The 18,973-nt window shown below is 71.4% G+C and carries 18 protein-coding genes; 11 read left to right on the top strand and 7 right to left on the bottom strand.

The features are described 5' to 3' along the window. Positions 1-51 precede the first annotated feature (51 nt). Genes ACFC8N_RS07685 through ACFC8N_RS07675 form a run of 3 tightly spaced genes read left to right on the top strand, consistent with a single transcriptional unit; the run spans position 52 to position 3,350 of the window. On the top strand, positions 52-1,524 hold the full coding sequence (locus ACFC8N_RS07685; protein WP_356027085.1) for a ubiquitin-like domain-containing protein: 1,473 nt from the start codon (positions 52-54) through the stop codon (positions 1,522-1,524). Between the two features lie 57 nt (positions 1,525-1,581). Next, the gene (gene rsmA / locus ACFC8N_RS07680; RefSeq protein ID WP_376287334.1) at positions 1,582-2,460 is read left to right on the top strand and encodes a 16S rRNA (adenine(1518)-N(6)/adenine(1519)-N(6))-dimethyltransferase RsmA; all 879 of its coding nucleotides are present in this window, start codon (positions 1,582-1,584) and stop codon (positions 2,458-2,460) included. Beyond that, positions 2,457-3,350 carry a 4-(cytidine 5'-diphospho)-2-C-methyl-D-erythritol kinase gene (locus tag ACFC8N_RS07675; protein ID WP_356027089.1) on the top strand — a complete coding sequence of 298 codons (894 nt, stop codon included), beginning with the start codon at positions 2,457-2,459 and terminating at the stop codon, positions 3,348-3,350. Before rsmA ends, ACFC8N_RS07675 begins: the two co-directional genes overlap by 4 nt. An 11-nt stretch (positions 3,351-3,361) precedes the next feature. Here ACFC8N_RS07675 and ACFC8N_RS07670 read toward each other — a convergent pair whose 3' ends face one another. Further along, positions 3,362-3,952, bottom strand: a complete 591-nt coding sequence (locus tag ACFC8N_RS07670) for a Uma2 family endonuclease (RefSeq protein ID WP_356027311.1) — start codon at positions 3,950-3,952, stop codon at positions 3,362-3,364. Between the two features lie 157 nt (positions 3,953-4,109). On the opposite strand from ACFC8N_RS07670, the gene ACFC8N_RS07665 reads away from it, so the two are divergent. The 4 genes from ACFC8N_RS07665 (at position 4,110) to ACFC8N_RS07650 (ending at position 10,807) form a co-directional block, all read left to right on the top strand. After that, positions 4,110-5,918, top strand: a complete 1,809-nt coding sequence (locus ACFC8N_RS07665; RefSeq protein WP_376287332.1) for an ABC-F family ATP-binding cassette domain-containing protein — start codon at positions 4,110-4,112, stop codon at positions 5,916-5,918. A 257-nt stretch (positions 5,919-6,175) separates the two neighbouring features. Then, positions 6,176-8,002 carry a PQQ-binding-like beta-propeller repeat protein gene (locus ACFC8N_RS07660; RefSeq protein ID WP_376287330.1) on the top strand — a complete coding sequence of 609 codons (1,827 nt, stop codon included), beginning with the start codon at positions 6,176-6,178 and terminating at the stop codon, positions 8,000-8,002. Between the two features lie 93 nt (positions 8,003-8,095). Beyond that, positions 8,096-9,910 (top strand): PQQ-binding-like beta-propeller repeat protein, encoded by a 1,815-nt coding sequence (locus ACFC8N_RS07655; RefSeq protein ID WP_376287328.1) that lies wholly within the window; start codon positions 8,096-8,098, stop codon positions 9,908-9,910. 213 nt (positions 9,911-10,123) lie between these two features. Next, positions 10,124-10,807 (top strand): LuxR C-terminal-related transcriptional regulator, encoded by a 684-nt coding sequence (locus tag ACFC8N_RS07650; RefSeq protein WP_376287326.1) that lies wholly within the window; start codon positions 10,124-10,126, stop codon positions 10,805-10,807. Between the two features lie 91 nt (positions 10,808-10,898). Here the strand turns inward: ACFC8N_RS07650 and ACFC8N_RS07645 are convergent, their stop codons facing one another. Beyond that, complete coding sequence (locus ACFC8N_RS07645) at positions 10,899-11,222, bottom strand: hypothetical protein (protein WP_362821456.1); 324 nt, start codon at positions 11,220-11,222, stop codon at positions 10,899-10,901. A gap of 21 nt (positions 11,223-11,243) precedes the next feature. After that, complete coding sequence (locus ACFC8N_RS07640; RefSeq protein WP_376287324.1) at positions 11,244-12,935, bottom strand: sodium:solute symporter family protein; 1,692 nt, start codon at positions 12,933-12,935, stop codon at positions 11,244-11,246. Between the two features lie 189 nt (positions 12,936-13,124). Here ACFC8N_RS07640 and galT point away from each other — a divergent pair, with 189 nt between their 5' ends. Genes galT through galK form a run of 3 tightly spaced genes read left to right on the top strand, consistent with a single transcriptional unit; the run spans position 13,125 to position 16,308 of the window. Next, entirely contained in the window at positions 13,125-14,186 is a 1,062-nt protein-coding gene (galT, locus tag ACFC8N_RS07635; RefSeq protein ID WP_376287322.1) for a galactose-1-phosphate uridylyltransferase, read from the top strand. Next, positions 14,183-15,145, top strand: a complete 963-nt coding sequence (gene galE / locus ACFC8N_RS07630; RefSeq protein ID WP_356027109.1) for a UDP-glucose 4-epimerase GalE — start codon at positions 14,183-14,185, stop codon at positions 15,143-15,145. The genes galT and galE overlap by 4 nt, the downstream gene beginning before the upstream one ends. 8 nt (positions 15,146-15,153) lie before the next feature. Next, the gene (gene galK / locus ACFC8N_RS07625; protein ID WP_376287727.1) at positions 15,154-16,308 is read left to right on the top strand and encodes a galactokinase; all 1,155 of its coding nucleotides are present in this window, start codon (positions 15,154-15,156) and stop codon (positions 16,306-16,308) included. Positions 16,309-16,341: 33 nt separating this feature from the next. Here the strand turns inward: galK and ACFC8N_RS07620 are convergent, their stop codons facing one another. Genes ACFC8N_RS07620 through ACFC8N_RS07610 form a run of 3 tightly spaced genes read right to left on the bottom strand, consistent with a single transcriptional unit; the run spans position 16,342 to position 17,420 of the window. Further along, the gene (locus tag ACFC8N_RS07620) at positions 16,342-16,656 is read right to left on the bottom strand and encodes a hypothetical protein (RefSeq protein ID WP_356027112.1); all 315 of its coding nucleotides are present in this window, start codon (positions 16,654-16,656) and stop codon (positions 16,342-16,344) included. Next, positions 16,653-16,943, bottom strand: a complete 291-nt coding sequence (locus ACFC8N_RS07615) for a hypothetical protein (protein ID WP_356027114.1) — start codon at positions 16,941-16,943, stop codon at positions 16,653-16,655. The genes ACFC8N_RS07620 and ACFC8N_RS07615 overlap by 4 nt, the downstream gene beginning before the upstream one ends. A 30-nt stretch (positions 16,944-16,973) precedes the next feature. Continuing rightward, positions 16,974-17,420 (bottom strand): GNAT family N-acetyltransferase, encoded by a 447-nt coding sequence (locus ACFC8N_RS07610; protein WP_356027117.1) that lies wholly within the window; start codon positions 17,418-17,420, stop codon positions 16,974-16,976. Positions 17,421-17,737: 317 nt separating this feature from the next. Between ACFC8N_RS07610 and ACFC8N_RS07605 the strand changes: the two genes are divergently transcribed. Continuing rightward, complete coding sequence (locus tag ACFC8N_RS07605) at positions 17,738-18,505, top strand: response regulator transcription factor (protein ID WP_356027120.1); 768 nt, start codon at positions 17,738-17,740, stop codon at positions 18,503-18,505. Here the strand turns inward: ACFC8N_RS07605 and ACFC8N_RS07600 are convergent. Then, positions 18,464-18,961, bottom strand: coding sequence for a MarR family transcriptional regulator (locus ACFC8N_RS07600; RefSeq protein ID WP_356027122.1), 498 nt, complete (start codon positions 18,959-18,961; stop codon positions 18,464-18,466). The genes ACFC8N_RS07605 and ACFC8N_RS07600 overlap by 42 nt on opposite strands. Between the last annotated feature and the right edge of the window lie 12 nt (positions 18,962-18,973).

Raw genomic sequence — 18,973 nt, 5'->3', positions numbered from 1 at the left:
GGTTCTGGGGGCCCGATCCGGACCCCTCTGGCGCCTCTGGAGCGTGTCGGTGTGAGCAAGTCGCAGTACGAGACGTTCGAGCAGTACGAGCCGTACGGCCCTGACGTCTCCGCCCCGCCGTACGGCCCCGGCAGGGTCTCCGCCCTGGTGTACGGCCGCGGCGCGTCCGTGCACCACACGGAGACCCAGTCGTACGGGCCGTACGAGGACACCTACCGGCCCGCCTACGAGGCGCAGGCGTACTACGTCACCGAGCCGGTGCTGCCCCGGCAGGGCGGCGCGGGCTGGGACGCGGGCTGGGACACGGTCGGCGCGCACGCCGGGAGCGCGCTGGAGGAAGAGGCGCACACGACAGAGTGCGACACCGGGACGCCCGCCGGAGCGAGTCGGCGTGCCGCGCGCCGACGCAGGGGGCGCGGCGCCGCGCGCCCGGAGTCCACCGCGCGCCGTCTGCTGCCGCAGGCGCTGGTCGTGGCCTTCCTGGCCGGCGGCACCACCGCGTTCATCGCCAAGGACAAGGCGGTCGAGCTGACCGTCGACGGCAAGCCGCGCACCCTGCACACCTTCGCCGACGACGTGCGCGAGCTGCTGGAGGACCAGGGCGTACGCGTGGGGTCGCACGACATGGTCGCGCCCGCCCCCGACGCGGTGCTCGCCAGCGGCGACGCCATCGCCGTGCGCTACGGGCGCCCCGTCCGGCTCACGCTGGACGGCGAACAGCGCGAGGTGTGGACGACGGCGCACACCGTGGCGGGAGCGCTGGCGGAGCTCGGCGTGCGCGCCGAGGGCGCGTATCTGTCCACCTCGCGCGCCCAGCCCATCGGACGCTCCGGGCTCGCGCTCGACGTGCGCACCGAACGCGCCGTCACGGTCATGGCCGACGGCCGGGCCCGCACCATCCGCACCAACGCGGCCACCGTCGCGCAGGCGGTCGAGGAGGCCGGGGTCACCCTGAACGGCCAGGACACCACCTCCGTCCCGCCCGACAGCTTCCCGCGCGACGGACAGACGATCACCGTGCTGCGGGTCAGCGGCGTCCGGGAGATCCGCGAGGAGGAGCTCCCGTTCGCGACCGAGCGCACCGAGGATCCCACCCTCTTCCAGGGCACCGAGGTCGTCGCCCAGCCCGGCCGGCCCGGACTGCGGCGCGACGTCTACCTGCTGCGCACCGTCAACGGGGTGCAGGAGAAGCCGCGCCGGGTGACCTCCGAGGTGGTCCGCACGCCGCGCCCGCAGATCGTGAAGGTGGGCACGAAGAAACCGCCCGCCTCCGTGGACGGCGCCGACGGCCTGAACTGGCAGGGCCTCGCCGCCTGCGAGTCCGGCGGCCGCCCGGACGCGGTCGACGCCTCGGGGACGTACGGCGGGCTCTACCAGTTCGACACCCACACCTGGCACAGCCTCGGCGGCGACGGCCGCCCCCAGGACGCGTCGGCCGACGAACAGACGTTCCGCGCGAAGAAGCTGTACACGCGGCGGGGGACGACACCCTGGCCGCACTGCGGGGCGAAGCTGCACGGCTAGGCGGCTTCGTTCCGATCGGCGGGCGGACCAGGGGTCACCGCCCCGTACCCTTGTCCCGTGAGCAGCCCCACCCCCGACGCCCTCCTCGGCCCCGCCGACATCCGTGAGCTGGCGGCCGCGCTCGGTGTCCGTCCCACCAAGCAGCGCGGCCAGAACTTCGTGATCGACGCCAACACGGTCCGCCGCATCGTCCGCACCGCCGAGGTCCGCCCCGACGACGTGGTCGTCGAGGTCGGCCCGGGGCTCGGCTCCCTCACGCTCGCGCTGCTGGAGGCCGCCGACCGGGTCACCGCCGTCGAGATCGACGACGTCCTGGCCGGCGCGCTGCCCGCGACCGTCACCGCGCGCATGCCGGCGCGCGCCGGCCGGTTCGCGCTGGTCCACTCCGACGCGATGCACGTCACCGACCTGCCCGGCCCGGCCCCGACGGCCCTGGTGGCGAACCTGCCCTACAACGTCGCCGTCCCCGTGCTGCTGCACATGCTGGCCACGTTCCCGACCATCGAGCGCACCCTCGTGATGGTGCAGTCCGAGGTCGCCGACCGGCTCGCCGCCGTGCCCGGCTCCAAGGTGTACGGCGTGCCGTCCGTGAAGGCCAACTGGTACGCCGAGGTGAAGCGCGCCGGGGCCATCGGCCGCAACGTCTTCTGGCCCGCGCCGAACGTCGACAGCGGCCTGGTCTCGCTGGTCCGGCGGACCGAGCCGATCAAGACCACGGCCACCAGGGAAGAGGTCTTCGCGGTCGTCGACGCCGCCTTCGCGCAGCGCCGCAAGACCCTGCGCGCGGCGCTCGCCGGCTGGGCCGGGTCCGCCGCTGCCGCCGAGGCCGCCCTGGTCGCGGCCGGGGTCTCGCCGCAGGCGCGCGGGGAGGCGCTGACGGTGGAGGAGTTCGCGCGGATCGCCGAGCACAAGCAGCAGGGGGAGAGCGGCAAGTGAGCGTCACGGTACGGGTCCCGGCCAAGGTCAACGTCCAGCTCGCGGTCGGCGCCGCGCGCCCCGACGGGTTCCACGACCTGGCCAACGTCTTCCTCGCCGTCGGCCTGTACGACGAGGTGACGGTGACCCCCGCGGACGAGCTCCGCGTCACCTGCGAGGGCCCGGACGCCGCCGAGGTCCCCCTGGACCGCACCAACCTGGCCGCGCGCGCCGCGATCGCGCTGGCCGCGCGCCGGGGCATCGAACCGAACGTCCACATCCACATCGCCAAGGACATCCCGGTCGCCGGCGGCATGGCGGGCGGCAGTGCGGACGGCGCGGGCGCGCTGCTCGCCTGCAACACGTTGTGGGGCACGGGTGCGTCGCGGGCCGAACTCCTCGCCGTGTGCGCCGAGTTGGGCAGTGACGTGCCCTTCAGTCTGGTGGGGGGCACGGCTCTGGGGGTCGGGCGCGGCGAGCAGCTGACGGCCCTGGAGACCGGCGGCACCTTCCACTGGGTGTTCGCGATGGCCGAGCGGGGGCTGTCGACCCCGGCGGTCTTCCGCGAGTTCGACCGGCTGGCGGAGGGGCGGGAGATCCCGGAGCCGGTGGCTTCGGCGGAGCTGCTGGAGGCGCTGGCGAAGGGGGACGTGGAGGCGCTGGCGGCGGCCGTGTCCAATGACCTTCAGCCTGCGGCACTGTCCCTGTTCCCGGAGTTGGCGGACACGCTGGAGGCGGGGCGGGGGGCGGGTGCGCTTACCGCGCTGGTCTCGGGTTCCGGGCCTACGACGGCGTTCCTCGCGCGTGATGCGGAGTCGGCGGAGAAGGTGGCCGCGGCCCTGCGGTCGTCGGGGACGTGCAGGGCCGTGCGGATGGCGGAGGGGCCGGTGGCGGGGGCGACGGTGGTCTGAGGGACGTCCCCTCAGAGCTCGTCGATCGCCGTCAGGTCGATGTCGATGGGGTATGGCTTGTCGACCTTGACGCGGTCCCGGTAGGTGCCGGTCGACCGATACGTCCCTGTGTCCGCCGAGAGTTCGAAGACCTCGACAACGGGGTGGTCGTGCGGCTCGGTCATCTCGACCAGCCAGTAGTACCGGATACCTGCCGCCGCGTACTTGTGCGTCTTGGTCAGCCGATCCCGGGCCTCGGACTCCGGAGAGATGACTTCTACGGCGAGCACCACGTCCTTTCCTTCGAAGTACGTCTGGTCCAGTCCCTTCCTCGCGGCAGCCTTGATCACGGAGATGTCGGGCTCGGGGCCGTTGCGGCGATCCAGTACCACCGTCATCTCACGCGCGACCTTCAGGTCAGACGGCACGGTCTGGCGCAGGCCGCTCACCAGCAGGTCGATCGTGGCGAAGTGGAAGTAGCGCTGCGGGCTCACAAGGACCAGGCTCCCGTCGATCAATTCTGTGTGCGGCGGGAGATCCGGCAAGGTGAGCAGGTCGTCAATGGTGTAGCCGTCCAGCGGGGGCATTCGCCATTCCGGCTGCTCAGCACGCTGGGCTGTCATGGTTCCTCCCATGGACGGGATCCTGCTGCCTGCCCTCCACGGTAGCGGCCCGCTCCCGATCACGTCATCACAAAGAGTGACTACCCCCTCGCTCCCCGCCCCCGCCCCCCGAGGCCCTACGCTAGAAGGCTGACCGACCCCCGCGCACAGGAGTGAAATGGCCGTCAACCTGGTCAATGTCGAGAACGTCAGCAAGGTGTACGGCACCCGTGCCCTGCTGGACGGCGTCTCACTCGGCGTGTCGGAGGGTGACCGGATCGGCGTGGTGGGTCGCAACGGCGACGGCAAGACCACCCTCATCCGGATGCTCGCCAAGCTGGAGGAGGCCGACACCGGACGCGTCACGCACTCCGGCGGGCTGCGCCTCGGCGTGCTCACCCAGCACGACTCCCTCGACCCCGCCGCCACCGTCCGGCACGAGGTCATCGGCGACATGGCGGACCACGAGTGGGCCGGAAACGCCAAGGTCAGAGACGTACTGACCGGACTGTTCGGCGGGCTCGACCTGCCCGGCTTCCCGAAGGGGCTCGACACCGTCATCGGACCGCTGTCCGGTGGCGAGCGGCGCCGGATCGCGCTCGCCAAGCTGCTCATCGAGGAACAGGACCTGCTCGTCCTCGACGAGCCCACCAACCACCTCGACGTCGAGGGCATCGCCTGGCTCGCCCGGCACCTGCAGAACCGACGGTCCGCGCTGGTCTGCGTGACGCACGACCGGTGGTTCCTCGACCAGGTCTGCACCCGCATGTGGGACGTGCAGCGCGGCGACGTGTACGAGTACGAGGGCGGCTACTCCGACTACGTCTTCGCCCGCGCCGAGCGCGAGCGCATCGCCGCCACCGAGGAGACCAAGCGGCAGAACCTGGTGCGCAAGGAGCTGGCCTGGCTGCGCCGCGGCGCCCCCGCCCGTACGTCCAAGCCGCGCTTCCGGGTCGAGGCCGCCAACGAGCTGATCGCGGACGTGCCGCCGCCCCGGGACAGCTCGGAGCTGATGAAGTTCGCCTCCTCGCGGCTCGGCAAGACGGTCTTCGACCTTGAGGACATCACCGTGCAGGCCGGGCCGAAGGTGCTGCTCAAGCACGTCACCTGGCAGCTCGGCCCGGGCGACCGGATCGGCCTCGTCGGCGTGAACGGCGCCGGCAAGACCTCGCTGCTGCGCGCCATGGCCGAAGCGGCCCGCACCGAGGGCGAGGAGCAGCCGGCGGCGGGCCGTATCGCGGTCGGCAGGACGGTCAAGCTCGCCTACCTCTCCCAGGAGGTCGCCGAACTCGACCCCACCTGGCGGGTCCTGGAGGCCGTGCAGCGGGTACGCGAGCGCGTGGACCTCGGCAAGGGGCGCGAGATGACCGCCGGGCAGCTGTGCGAGACGTTCGGCTTCAACAAGGAGAAGCAGTGGACGCCGGTCGGCGACCTCTCCGGTGGTGAGCGGCGCCGGCTCCAGCTCCTGCGCCTCCTGATGGACGAGCCCAACGTCCTCTTCCTGGACGAGCCCACCAACGACCTCGACATCGAGACCCTCACCCAGCTGGAGGACGTCCTCGACGGCTGGCCCGGCTCGATGATCGTCATCTCCCACGACCGGTTCTTCGTCGAGCGCACCACGGACCGGGTGTTCGCCCTCCTCGGCGACGGCGCCCTGCGGATGCTGCCGCGCGGCATCGACGAGTACCTGGAGCGGCGCCGGCGCATGGAGGAGGCGGTCGCCGCGCAGCCCTCCGCCGCGGCTCCCAAGCCGGCCACGCAGGAGAAGACCGCCGCCGACCAGCGCGCCGCCAAGAAGGAACTCCAGAAGATCGAGCGCCAGTTGGACAAGATCTCCGAGAAGGAGTCCACGCTGCACGCGCGGATCGCCGAGAACGCCACCGACTTCGCGAAGGTCGCCGACCTGGACGCCCAGCTGCGCGACCTCGCCTCGGAGCGTGAGGAACTGGAGATGCGCTGGCTGGAGTTGGCCGAGGACGCGTAGCGCGGGCCCTCCCTCCACGACGTGAACCAGCCACCGCGCCCCCTCCTCGCGTGCACCGCGTGAAGGGGGCGTGAAGGCGCGTAACGGCGGCATCACGGGCCGGTTCTCCCTTGGGAACAGCGACGGATCCGGGCCCGTGCGCTGTCAGGGGCGGGTGATAGAAAGGGCCGTCTGAGAACTGTCTGAGTAACGACCCAGGGTCCGTCAAGATCCTCAGGGCGTGGCTAAAAATCAGTGAACGAGGGGGAAGAGCGCTGATGACCCAGCCGCCCAACCAGCCGCCGCAGGGCGGTTTCGGAGCGCCGCAGGACCAGCCGCCGGGCGGCGGATTCGGAGCCCCGCAAACGCCGCCGGCCCAGGGCGGTTTCGGCCCTCCGAGCGCCCCGCAGACCCCTCCGGCCGCACCGCAGGGCACCCCTCCGCCGCCGGCCCAGCCGCCCGCGGCCCCGCCGCAGCCCCCGGCCGGACCCCAGCCCGGTTACGGCTACCCCCAGCAGCCCGGCCCGTATGGCGCCCCGGCCGCGCCCGGCGCCCAGAACCCGTACAACTCCCCGACGCCGCCCGGTACTCCGGGCCCCTACGGCTACCCGCAGCAGCCGCAGCAGCCCGGTTTCGGGTACCCGCAGCAGCCGCCGTACCCGGGCGCGCCCGCCGGCGCGCCGGGTGCCGGGGGCGGCAGGCGGAAGACGGCGCTGATCGTCGGTGCCGTGGTGGCCGCGCTGGCCGTCATCGGCGGCACCGTGTACGCGGTCACCAGCGGCGGCGACGGCAAGAAGAAGCCCGTCGCCCAGCAGAGCGACGACCCCAAGAACGCCTCCGGCTCGCCGAGCCCCTCCAGCAGCGGCGGCGGCGACGACCCGGAGAACCTCAACTCGGGCCGCCAGGCCGGCGAGGCGAAGGTGCTCTGGTACCAGTCGGCCCCGGACGTGCCCGGTTCCGGCGCCGACGCCCCCGGCATGTGGATCACCGACAAGGTGGCGGTGAAGGCGGCGTACAAGCAGGTCTTCGCCTACGGCATCGGCGACGGCAAGCCCGCCTGGGCCCCGATCGGCTTCCCGCAGAAGATCTGCGCGGTCACCCCGCAGAAGTCGGCCGACGACAAGGTCGTCGTGGCGTACATGAGCGGTGTCAGCGACAACGCCAAGTGCAACCAGCTCCAGCAGATCGACCTCGCGACCGGCCAGAAGGGCTGGAGCGGCGAGGTCGCCGACGGCGGGCTGTTCGACAGCGCGCTCAACGTCGAGCTGACCGTGAGCGGCAGGACGCTGATGGTCGCCCGGTCGGAGTCGGGCACGGCGTACGACATCGACAGCGGCAAGAAGCTGTACGACGAGAAGAAGTACGGCTCGGCCTGTTTCCCGGCCGCGTACGCGGGAAGCGCGAGCCGGCTGATCCAGGTGGCCTCGTGCGGCGCCGGCACGTCCGGCGAGCACGACGAGATCCAGGAGCTCGACCCGGCCACGGGCAAGGTCAAGTGGACCCAGGCGGTGAAGAAGGGCTGGCAGGTCAGCCGGATGTTCTCCGTCGACCCGCTGGTGGTCTACCTGACCAACCAGGACAAGAAGGCGTGGAACATCTCCACCTTCACCAAGGACGGCAGGTTCCGCTCCGAGGTGAAGGTCGACGAGAAGTTCGCCCCGCGCTGCGGCTGGCAGATCCTCGAACGCGACCTCCAGGGCTGCCAGGGCGTCGTCGCGGACGCCGACACGCTGTACCTGCCGACGGACACCACCAGCAGCGCCAACGAGATCGTCGCGGTCAGCCTCGCCGACGGCAAGGCGAGGTGGCGGGCCAAGTCCCCGGCGGACGAGCCGATGTACCCGATGAAGGAAGACGGCGGCAAGCTCGTCGCGTACGTGCAGCCGTCGTACGACGCGGGCGGCCAGGTGGTCTCGATCCCGCTCGGCGGCTCCTCGCACCCGACCTCCAAGCTGCTCCAGAACCCCTCGGGCACGGCCCGGATCGAGGACACCTTCTACGACGGCGTCATCGACTGGTCCGGCGGGCGGTTCCTCATCTCGTCCGGCCGGCTGTCCGGCAATGACAAGACGAAGGAGAAGCTGATCATGGCCTTCGGCAACTGAGCCGCGGCCTGCGTCGCCTTCCCCGTCCGTCCACGTCCCCGTCCCTGTGCCGTCAGGCCGTCCGCCGGCCCCGCCTCACCGAGGTACCACGTCATGACCCAGCCGCCCCCTCCGCCGCCGAACCAGCCCCCGCAGCAGCCCGGCTTCGGCCCCCCGGCCCCGCCGCCGGGCGCGCCGCAGGACCAGCCGCCGGCCGCCCCGCCGGCGCCCCCCGCGCCGCCGGCCCAGCAGCCGCAGCCCGGTTACGGCTACCCGCAACAGCCCCAGCCCGGTTACGGCTACCCGCAGCAGGCGCCGGCCCCGCAGCCGCCGCAGCCCGGCTACGGATACCCGGGCGGGCAGCCGGCGGCCGCCCCCTACGGCGCTCCCGGAGCGCAGAACCCGTACGCGCAGCCCACACAGCCGATGCAGGGCGCGCAGCCGGGCTACGGCTATCCGGGCCAGCCGCAGACCGTGCCGATGCAGCCGGCGCCGGCCGGTGGCGGCCGGAACAACACCGCCCTGTTCATCGTCGTCGCGGCGGTCGTCGCCATCGCGCTGATCGTCGGCGGCGGAATCTGGTACGCCGGTTCCTCCGGCGGCGACGGCAAGAAGAGCGACACCGCCTCCTCCAGCGGCGGCAAGAACGGCGCCGGCGGCACCGGCGGCACCGGCGGTTCTGGGGGCAGGGAGAAGGTGCCCGCGAACCCCGCCGCCGGCGTGCTGTTCCAGGTCCCGATGCCCACGACGGACAACCTGGTCAGCACCCCGGGCTCGTGGCTGACCGACAAGGTGTACGCGAAGAGCGGCATCGCCGAGGTCGTCGGCTACGACCCGGCCACGGGCGCCAAGCGGTGGACGATCAAGCTGCCCGGCCCGGTCTGCCAGGCCAGCGAGCACATCGGCGCGGACAACCGGACGGCGATCGCCTACCAGCCGAAGATGCCCGGCAAGAACTCCTTCGCGGGCTGCACCCAGATCGCCGCGATCGACCTCGACACGGGCAAGAAGCTGTGGACGAAGTCGGTCAACTCCGGTGACTCTCCGATCAGTTTCGAGAATGTGACGGTCGCTCAGCACACCGTCGCGGTCGGCAGCACCAGCGGCGGCGCCGCGCTCGACCTGGACTCCGGCACGGTGCTGTGGCAGCCCAAGGCGGACGACACCTGTTACGACGCGGGCTACGGCGGCGGCGCCAAGCTGGTCGCGGTGCGCAAGTGCGGCGATTTCGGCAACCAGCAGGTGCACATCCAGAACATCGACCCGCGGTCGGGCAAGGTGATCGCCGACTACACGATGGACTCGGGCATCGACTACGCGTCCGTCGTCTCCACCGACCCGCTGGTGGTGGCGGCCCAGGCCGGCTCCGACAGCAAGTCCCTGGAGTACTTCTCCGTCGACGACAAGACCGGCAAGCTGCTCGCCCACATCTCCGCGCCGAACGACACCTACGGCGGCCACTGCGAGACCACGACCGTCGAGAGCTGCAAGGAGATCGTCGTCGGTGGCGGCAGGCTGTACCTGCCGACCGCGGAACACGACGGCAACGGCGAGTTCGGCAGCACCAACGAGATCGTCTCCTTCGACCTGAACACCGGAAAGCCGACCGGCCAGCGCGTCGAGGCCGGGGACGGCTACACGCTCTCCCCGCTGCGCATGGACGGCTCGAACCTGCTCGCCTACAAGCGGCCGCCGTACAACAAGGGCGGCCAGATCGTCAGCATCGACGGCGTCGGCTCCAAGGCCACCGAGCTGCTGGAGAACCCCGCCGCCCAGGACGTGCGGAACGCGGAGACCAGCATGCTGCCGGACTCCGCGGAGATCCTCTTCGGCGACGGCCGGCTGTTCATGTCGGCGGTGTTCGCCAACAAGCCGTACGCGGGGGCCGGCAAGCAGTATCTGGTGACGGCGTTCGGCACCAAGGGCTGAGCCTCGCGCGCCTTCGCCCGAATGGGTGACATACCAAGAAGTGCCCCGGATTTCATCGATCCGGGGCACTTCTCATCAAGAGGGGCAGCAATACGTCGAACAAGCGTGTAGCTTCCGGGGGCATGAAGGGCGAGGTGCCGGGGGGCCCTCTGTCCTTGCGGACCGGTGGACGTCCATAGTGGGGCGTCCACGGGGGGACTGGGGGGTGGCTCTATGGGAGTACGGCTCATGGTCGTCGACGACCATCGCCTGCTCGCGGAGGCGCTGGCGTCGGCGCTCAAGCTGCGCGGGCACCGGGTGCTCGCCGCCGCGGCACCGGCCGCGGGCGCGGCGGACCTGGTGATCGCACGGGCGCCCGAGGTGTGCCTGCTGGGTACGGCGGCACCGGCCGAACCGGGCGTCTTCGACCCGGTGGTAAAGATCAAGCGGGAGCGGCCGCAGGTGGCGGTGGTGGTGCTCGGCCCGGTGCCGTCGCCGCGCGGCATCGCGGCGGCGTTCGCGTCGGGGGCTTCGGGGTACGTCCGGCACGACGAGCGGATCGAGGGCGTCGAGCGGGCCATCATGAAGGCCCGGGCGGGGGAGGCCGCGGTGGCTCCGCAGCTGCTCCAGGGCGCGTTCGGGGAACTGCTCAACCCTGCGGCCCAGCCCGACGACGAGGCGCAGCGGCTGCTGGAGATGCTCACGCCGCGGGAGGTGGAGGTGCTGGTCCGGGTGGCCGACGGCGAGGACACCCGCCTGATCGCGGCCGGCATGGGCATCGCCCCGAGCACCGCACGCACGCATGTGCAGCGGGTGCTGATGAAACTGGGGGTGGGGTCGAGGCTGGAGGCGGCGGCACTGGCCGCGAGGACGGGGTTGCTGGACAGGGCGGGGCCTTTGAACTCCGGCCCGGAGTAAGCGCCCCGAAGGGGCGCGGGGCTGTGTCGATTTGCGGCTTCGCCGCGTGGGCGCGACCAGCCTCCGCGCACCCGCAGTCGGGAACGGAGCCTTACTCCCCCTGCGTCTCCTGCGGCGAAACCGCCGGAGGTGTCGGTCGCAACTTCAGCCACACCAGGAAGAACGCTCCCAGCAGCAGCATGCCGATCCCGGTCCAGAGGTTGATGTTGACGCCCTGGGCCTTGTCGATGGCCGACTGCGAGTCGGTGATGCCGGTGATCGTGACGATGACGCCGTACAGCACGAACAGGCCGCCGATGATGCGGCGCAGGTCGAAGATGCGGGCCGCCGTCGCGGACTTGCTCTCCAGCTCGGTGACCTCCCGCTGGACGTCCTCCTCGCTGTAGTGGAAGCCGTCGTGCGCGTTGTCGCTCATGATTTCCTCGGTCCTTCCGCGTCAGAACGAGAACGGGATGTAGCAGGCGGCGGCCAGGACGACCGCGCCCCAGCCCAGCAGGGCCGGCTTGCGGTACCAGGCGTCGTCGCCGGCGGCGGGCGCCTCGGCCATGCCGGGGGAGCGGGTGCCGTAGACCAGGCCCTGGAGTTCCTCCGCCGGCTTCGGCTTCGTGAAGAAGGACACCGCGATCATCACGACCGCGCCGGCGACGAACCCCGCGATGGCGGAGACGAAGTTGGCGCCCTGGTCGGAGGGGAGCGAGATGATGCCCTTCTTGTAGAGCACGAAGTAGTTGACCATCGCGGTCACGGTGCCCGCGAGCAGGCCCCAGAAGCCGGACTTGGCCGAGGCGCGCTTCCAGAACATGCCGACGATGAAGACGACGAACATCGGCACGTTGAAGAAGGAGAACAGCGTCTGGAGGTAGCTCATGATGTTCGAGAACGAGGACGCCAGGAACGCCGTGCCGACCGAGGCGGCCACGCCGATGGCGGTGATCAGGCGGCCGAAGCGGACGTAGTAGGCGTCCTCGCGGCCGCGCACCACGTACTTGGCCCAGATGTCGTTCGTGAACACGGTGTTGAACGACGACACGTTGGCCGCCATGCCGGCCATGAAGGCGGCGAGCAGACCGGTGACCGCGATGCCGAGCACGCCGTTGGGCAGCAGCTCCTGCATCAGGTAGGGGATGGCGTCGTTGTACTGGTAGCCGGAGGCGGCGGTGCCGAAGTGCGGGACGACCGCGGCGGCGACCAGGCCCGGGATCATCACCAGGAAGACGATGAAGATCTTCGGGTAGGCGGCGATCAGCGGGGTGCGCTGACCGGCGGAGAGGTTCTTCGCGGACAGGGCGCGCTGCACCTCGGCGAAGTTCGTCGTCCAGTAGCCGAAGGAGAGGACGAAGCCGAGGCCGAGGACGATGGTCAGCCAGTTCGCGCCGAGCGGGTTGACGCTGCCGATGCCGGTCCCGCCCCAGGCGGTGGTGAAGTTGTGCCCGTGGGACTCGGTGAGCTTGTGGGTCAGACCGCCCCAGCCGCCGACCTTCTTCAGGCCGAGGACGGCGATCGGGATGAGGGCGGCCAGGATCACGAAGAACTGGAGCACCTCGTTGTAGATCGCCGAGGAGAGGCCGCCGAGGGTGATGTACGCGAGGACGAACGCGCCGGCGACGACGATCGCGACCCACTGCGGCCAGCCCAGCAGCGCCTCGACGACGATCGCGAGGGCGTAGAGGTTGACGCCCGCGATCAGGATCGCGGCGAGCGCGAACAGGATGGAACTGAGCAGGTGGGCGGCCCGGTCGAAGCGCAGCAGCAGGAACTCGGGGACCGAGCGGACCTTGCTGCCGTAGTAGAAGGGCATCATCACCAGGCCCAGGAAGACCATGGCCGGGATGGCCCCGATCCAGTACCAGTGCACGGTGTAGGCGCCGTACTGGGCGCTGTTCGCGGCCATGCCCAGGATCTCGGTGGCCGCCAGGTTCGCCGAGATGAAGGCGAGGCCGGTGATCCAGGCGGGCAGCGAGCGTCCCGAGAGGAAGAAGTCGAGGCTGGTCTTCACCGAGCGGCGGGCCGCGAAGCCGATGCCGAGCACGACGACGAAGTAGATCGCCAGGATCGTGTAGTCCAGCCAGTTGACGGGGAGCTGTAGCCCCGCCGCCAGATTCGTCGGTCCGTATGTGGGGGTTTGCATGAGTACTCGCTTCGTTGCGCGAACTGATCCTCAGCGGAACCTACGCCTCCGCGTTTAGTAATTGAACACTTCTGTTGGTGTTCTTTGTTTGATTGTGATGATCCTGGGGGTGGTGAGTTGTGGTCTGTTATGTTTGATTGTGTTGAGTGATTGGGTGCGGGATGCAGTGGGACGCAGAGGAGTCCGGCGTTGAAGAAGACCTCGACACGGCTGGCCGACGGTCGTGAGCTGATCTATTACGACCTCCGGGACGACACCGTCCGCGACGCCGTCGACCGCCGTCCCCTGGACCGTACGGTCACCACGTCCGAGATCCGCCGGGACGCGCTGCTCGGCGACGCGGTGGCGATCGCCTCGCACCGCCAGGGCCGTACGTACCACCCGCCGGCCGACGAGTGCCCGCTGTGCCCGACGCGGGACGAGCGGCTCAGCGAGATCCCGGACGCGTCGTACGACGTCGTCGTCTTCGAGAACCGCTTCCCGTCGCTGGCCGGTGACTCCGGCCGCTGCGAGGTCGTCTGCTTCACCTCCGACCACGACGCCTCCTTCGCCGGCCTCACCGAGGAGCAGGCCCGCCTGGTGCTGGACGCCTGGACGGACCGCACCTCGGAGCTGTCCCACCTGCCCGCCGTCGAGCAGGTCTTCTGCTTCGAGAACCGGGGCGAGGAGATCGGCGTGACCCTCGGCCACCCGCACGGGCAGATCTACGCCTACCCCTTCACCACCCCGCGCACCGCGCTGATGCTCCGCTCGCTCGCCGCCCACAAGGAGGCGACCGGCGGGGAGAACCTGTTCGACGCGGTCGTCGAGCGGGAACTCGCCGGTGAGCGGGTCGTCCTGGAGAGTGAACACTGGGTGGCCTTCGTGCCGTACGCGGCGCACTGGCCGTACGAGGTGCACCTGTACCCCAAGCGTCGCGTACCCGACCTGCTCGCGCTCGACGAGGCGGCACGCACAGAGTTCCCCCAGGTCTATCTGGAACTCTTGAGGCGCTTCGACCGGATCTTCGGCGAAGGTGAGCCTCCGACGCCGTACATCGCGGCCTGGCACCAGGCCCCGTTCGGCGCACTGGAGGAGTTCGACGGTGTCACGCGCGACGACTTCGCGCTCCACCTAGAGCTTTTCACCGTCCGCCGCACTTCCGGCAAGCTGAAGTTTCTCGCGGGTTCCGAGTCCGGCATGAGCGTGTTCATCAACGACGTGCCGCCGGAGCGCGCGGCCGAACGACTGCGAGAGGTAGCGAGTTCATGAAGTACCTGGTGACGGGCGGGGCGGGTTATGTCGGCAGCGTGGTCGCCCAGCACCTGCTGGAGGCCGGCCACGAGGTGACGGTCCTCGACAACCTCTCGACCGGGTTCCGCGCGGGCGTCCCGGCCGGGGCCGCCTTCATCGAGGGCGACATCCGTGACGCCGCCAAGTGGCTCGACCCCTCCTACGACGGCGTCCTCCACTTCGCCGCGTTCTCGCAGGTCGGCGAGTCGGTGGTGAAGCCGGAGAAGTACTGGGACAACAACGTCGCCGGCTCCCTCGCCCTGCTCGGCGCGATGCGCGAGGCGGGCGTGCGCAGGCTCGTCTTCTCCTCCACGGCGGCCACGTACGGCGAGCCGGAGCAGGTCCCGATCCTGGAGAGCGCCCCGACGAAGCCGACCAGCGCCTACGGCGCCACCAAGCTCGCCGTCGACCACATGATCACCAGCGAGGCGACCGCCCACGGCCTGGCCGCGGTGTCGCTGCGCTACTTCAACGTCGCGGGCGCGTACGGCGCCTTCGGCGAGCGGCACGACCCCGAGTCGCACCTGATCCCGCTGGTCCTCCAGGTCGCCCAGGGCCGCCGCGAGGCGATCTCGGTCTACGGCGACGACTACCCGACCGAGGACGGCACCTGCGTCCGTGACTACATCCACGTGGCGGACCTGGCCGAGGCCCACCTGCTGGCGGTCGCGGCGGCCCGTCCGGGCGAGCACCTGATCTGCAACCTCGGCAACGGCAACGGCTTCTCGGTCCGCCAGGTCATCGAGACCGTCCGCCGGGTCACCGGCCACCCCGTTCCCGAGGTCGCGGCCCCGCGCCGCGGCGGCGACCCGGCGGTCCTGGTCGCCTCGGCGCGGACGGCCCGCGAGAAACTGGGCTGGAACCCGTCCCGCGCGGACCTCGCGGGAATCGTCGCGGACGCCTGGGAGTTCGCGCAGCACATCGCTAAGGAGCACTAGTGGCACCAGTGGGGGCACAGCAGGTCGCGGCCCGCTTCGCCGAGCTGTACGGCGCCGGGCCGCAGGGGGTGTGGGCGGCGCCGGGCCGGGTCAACCTGATCGGCGAGCACACCGACTACAACGACGGCTTCGTCATGCCGTTCGCGCTGCCGCACCGGGCGACCGCGGCGGTCTCGCGCCGGGACGACGGCGTCCTGCGCCTGTACTCGGCGGACATCGGGGGCGACGCGGTGGAGCTGCGCCTGGACGCCCTCGCCCCCGGGAGCGACGCGAACTGGACGGCGTACCCGGCGGGTGTGGTCTGGGCGCTGCGCGAGGCGGGCCACGGGGTCACGGGCGCGGACGTCCACCTGTCCTCGACGGTCCCGACGGGCGCGGGCCTGTCCTCCTCGGCGGCGCTGGAGGTGGTGATCGCCCTGGCCCTGAACGACCTCTACGGCCTGGGCCTCAAGCGCTGGCAGCTGGCCCGCCTGTGCCAGCGCGCCGAGAACGTCTACGTCGGCGCGCCGACCGGCATCATGGACCAGACGGCCTCGGCCTGCTGCGAGGCGGGCCACGCGCTCTTCCTCGACACCCGCGACCTGTCCCAGCAGCAGATCCCCTTCGACCTCGCGGCCGAGGGGCTGCGCCTGCTGGTGGTCGACACCCAGGTCAAGCACGCGCACAGCGGCGGCGAGTACGGCAAGCGCCGGGCCGGCTGCGAGAAGGGCGCGGCCCTGCTCGGCGTCGACGCCCTGCGGGACATCCCGTACGCGGACCTGGACGCGGCGCTGGAGCGGCTGGGCGACGAGGAGGAGGTGCGCCGTCTGGTCCGCCACGTGGTGACGGAGGACCAGCGGGTCGAGCGGGTCGTCGGCCTGCTCCGTGCCGGTGAGACCCGCGCGATCGGCCCCGTCCTCACCGAGGGCCACGCCTCGCTGCGCGACGACTTCCGCATCTCCTGCCCGGAGCTGGACCTGGTCGTCGACACGGCTCTCGCGGCCGGCGCCCTGGGCGCCCGTATGACGGGCGGCGGGTTCGGCGGCTCGGCCATCGTCCTGGCCGACGCCACCGAGGTGGACACCCTGACCAAGGCGATCGAAGAGGCCTTCGCCAACGCCGGCTTCACGCCCCCCCGGGCCTTCGAGGCGGTGCCGTCGGCGGGGGCGGGACGGGTGGTCTGAGTTCCGCGACCCCGGGATGCGACGGCGCCGGTGTCACGAGCCGGCGTCGCCGCCCGCGAAGCGGACCGGTGAAACGAGGGCGATACGGATCAGTCCGGGCTCGGGTGGCGGGGCGTCGTAGACGTAGGTGACCGTGAGCGCCGGGCGGGTGTCCGTGGCCTCGATGCGTGTCGTGTACAGCTTCATGTCGCCGACCGCGCTGCGGGCCTGCCGGCCGAGGGCCGGGCTCTTCTCCAGTTCGGCGCGGAGGGTCTCCACGGCTTCGAGGGCCCCGTGGCCGATGGCCCGACAGCGCGCGAGGGCCTCGTGCGTGATCTCGGCGACGGCAGGCTGCTGGTTCTCGGTCAACGGCCGGACCCTCGGGTGGCCCGGATCTCGGCGACGGCCGCGGCCACGGCGGAATCGAAACCGGGATCCTGGCGGGCGGCGATCCGGCCCCGGAACTCCTCCACCAGACGGACGACGCCGCTGAGATCGGCCGGGTCGGCGTGGTTGATCTCGCGCGCCAGCTCGGCCTCGAAGTCGTCGGCGTCGCCGGGGAAGCCGTAGCCCAGAGTGAGGGCCGCACGGAGTTCACCGATGGTGCGCATGGCAGGGAGACGGGACGAGCCGGGGGCTGCCGGGTCTGCGGTCATGACGGTCGGGCTCCCTTCATGGTGAGGGTTTCACCGTACCGGTAGCCGCTTCGTCAGCGTGTACTCCGTGATCCCCGGCGGATAGTCCGGGATCACGCAGACCACCTCGTAGCCCTGTTTCTGGTAGAAGCGGGGGGCCTGGAAGTCCCAGGTCTCCAGGCGGGACGCCGTGCAGGACCGGGTGGTGGCGATGTGCTCGGCCCGCGACAGGAGGCGGGAGCCGAGCCCCGCGCCGCGGTGGACCGCGTCGACCCACAGGTAGGTGACGTGCAGCCAGGTCGCCCAGGTGTGGCCGACCAGGCCGCCGGCCAGGCCGCCGGTCTCGTCCAACGCCCAGACGTGGAGGGGGACTTCGCGCGCGCCCGGGGTACCGCGCAGCGCGGCCAGCACCGGGGACGCCGCCGTGTTGGTGTCCCGCAGCCGGGAGTGGAGCAGATCGCGTCGGGCTTTGTCGACTTCCGCCTCAATACGAAACATGCGGCACACGATAAACGCGCCGGACGGCCAGTTCTGTAAATCTGCTTCCGCTGCGTGCTCGCATCCGTACTCTGAGGAGCAGCACCGGTGGGGGCCGGTGCTGATCAGGGGGCGAGACATGCGGGTACGGCGCCCGCGGTGGGGGTAGCAGTCTCCGCGACGGCGGCGGCCGTGCGGGGTGTCCTTTCCGCGGGTGTCGTGCTCCGTGAGTGTCGTGCCCGACGTGGGCCGGCGTTCGCCGGACTTCGGCCGGTCGGCCGGGTTTTCCAAACCTTGGGTATCCCCTGCTCCGCGCGGAGCCTGGGGAAGGGGGTTTCGTGGTTCGCATCCGAGTCCTGGTCGTGGACGACCACCGCATCTTCGCCGAGTCGCTCGCCGCCGCCCTGGCCGCCGAGCCCGACGTCGAGGTCTCCGCCGCCGGCAGCGGTCCCGCCGCGCTGCGCTGCCTGGAGCGGGCGGCGAACGACGGGCGCCGCTTCGACGTCCTGCTGGTCGACGCCGACCTCGGCGGCAACGTGCCCGGCAGCCGCCCGGCCGTGCCCGTGCAGGAGGGCAACGCGGAGGGGCTCGTCGACGGGATCTCGCTCGTGACCGGGGTCCGGGCCGCTCAGCCGGCGGTGCGCATCGTCGTGCTGGCCGAGAAGGACGATCCCCGGCGGGCGGCGCTCGCGCTCCAGGCCGGGGCCTCGGGCTGGGTCGCCAAGGACTGCTCGCTGTCCCGGCTGCTCACGGTGATCCGGGGCGTGCTGCGCGACGAGACCCATCTGCCGCCCGCCCTGCTCACCGGCGTCCTGCGCGAACTCACCGCCGCCCGCCGGCACCGTACCGAGAGCGAGCGGCTCGTCGAGTCCCTCACCCCGCGCGAGCGGGAGGTGCTGCGCTGCATGGTCGCCGGGCTGGGCCGCAAGGCCGTCGCCGAGCGGCTGTTCCTCTCCCCGCACACCGTGCGCACCCACATGCAGAACGTCCTCGGCAAGCTCGGGGTCCACTCCACGCTGGCCGCCGTGGCGCTCGCCCGGCGCGCGGGCGTCGGCCCGGCCGACCTAACCGGGGATGTTGTCGAACGGGGCGGTCAACTGGCGTAGCAGCCCGGCCAGTTCGGCGCGCTGGGCGCGGGACAGCTCGGCGAGGATCGCCCGCTCCTGCTCCAGCAGGCCCGCGAGCGCCTGGTCGGCGCGGTCCCGGCCGGTCCCGGTCAGCCGGACCAGCACACCCCGCCGGTCGCTCGGATCGGGCAGCCGCTCCACCAGGCCCTTCTGGGCCAGCCGGTCGATCCGGTTGGTCATGGTGCCCGAGGTGACCAGGGTCTGCGTCAGCAGCTGCCCGGGCGAGAGCTGATACGGCGATCCCGCGCGGCGCAGCGCGGTCAGCACGTCGAACTCCCAGGGCTCCAGCTGGTGCTCGGAAAAGGCGAGCCGACGCGCGCGGTCCAGGTGCCGGGCCAGTCTGCTCACCCGGCTGAGCACTTCCAGCGGCTCCACGTCGAGGTCCGGGCGCTCCCGGCGCCACGCTGCGACCAGCCGATCGACCTCGTCCTCCATGCGATCAGTGTA

The sequence above is a fragment of the Streptomyces sp. NPDC055966 genome, assembly GCF_042269865.1.
Lineage (GTDB): Bacteria > Actinomycetota > Actinomycetes > Streptomycetales > Streptomycetaceae > Streptomyces.
This window is presented reverse-complemented; position numbering and strand designations above follow the sequence as displayed.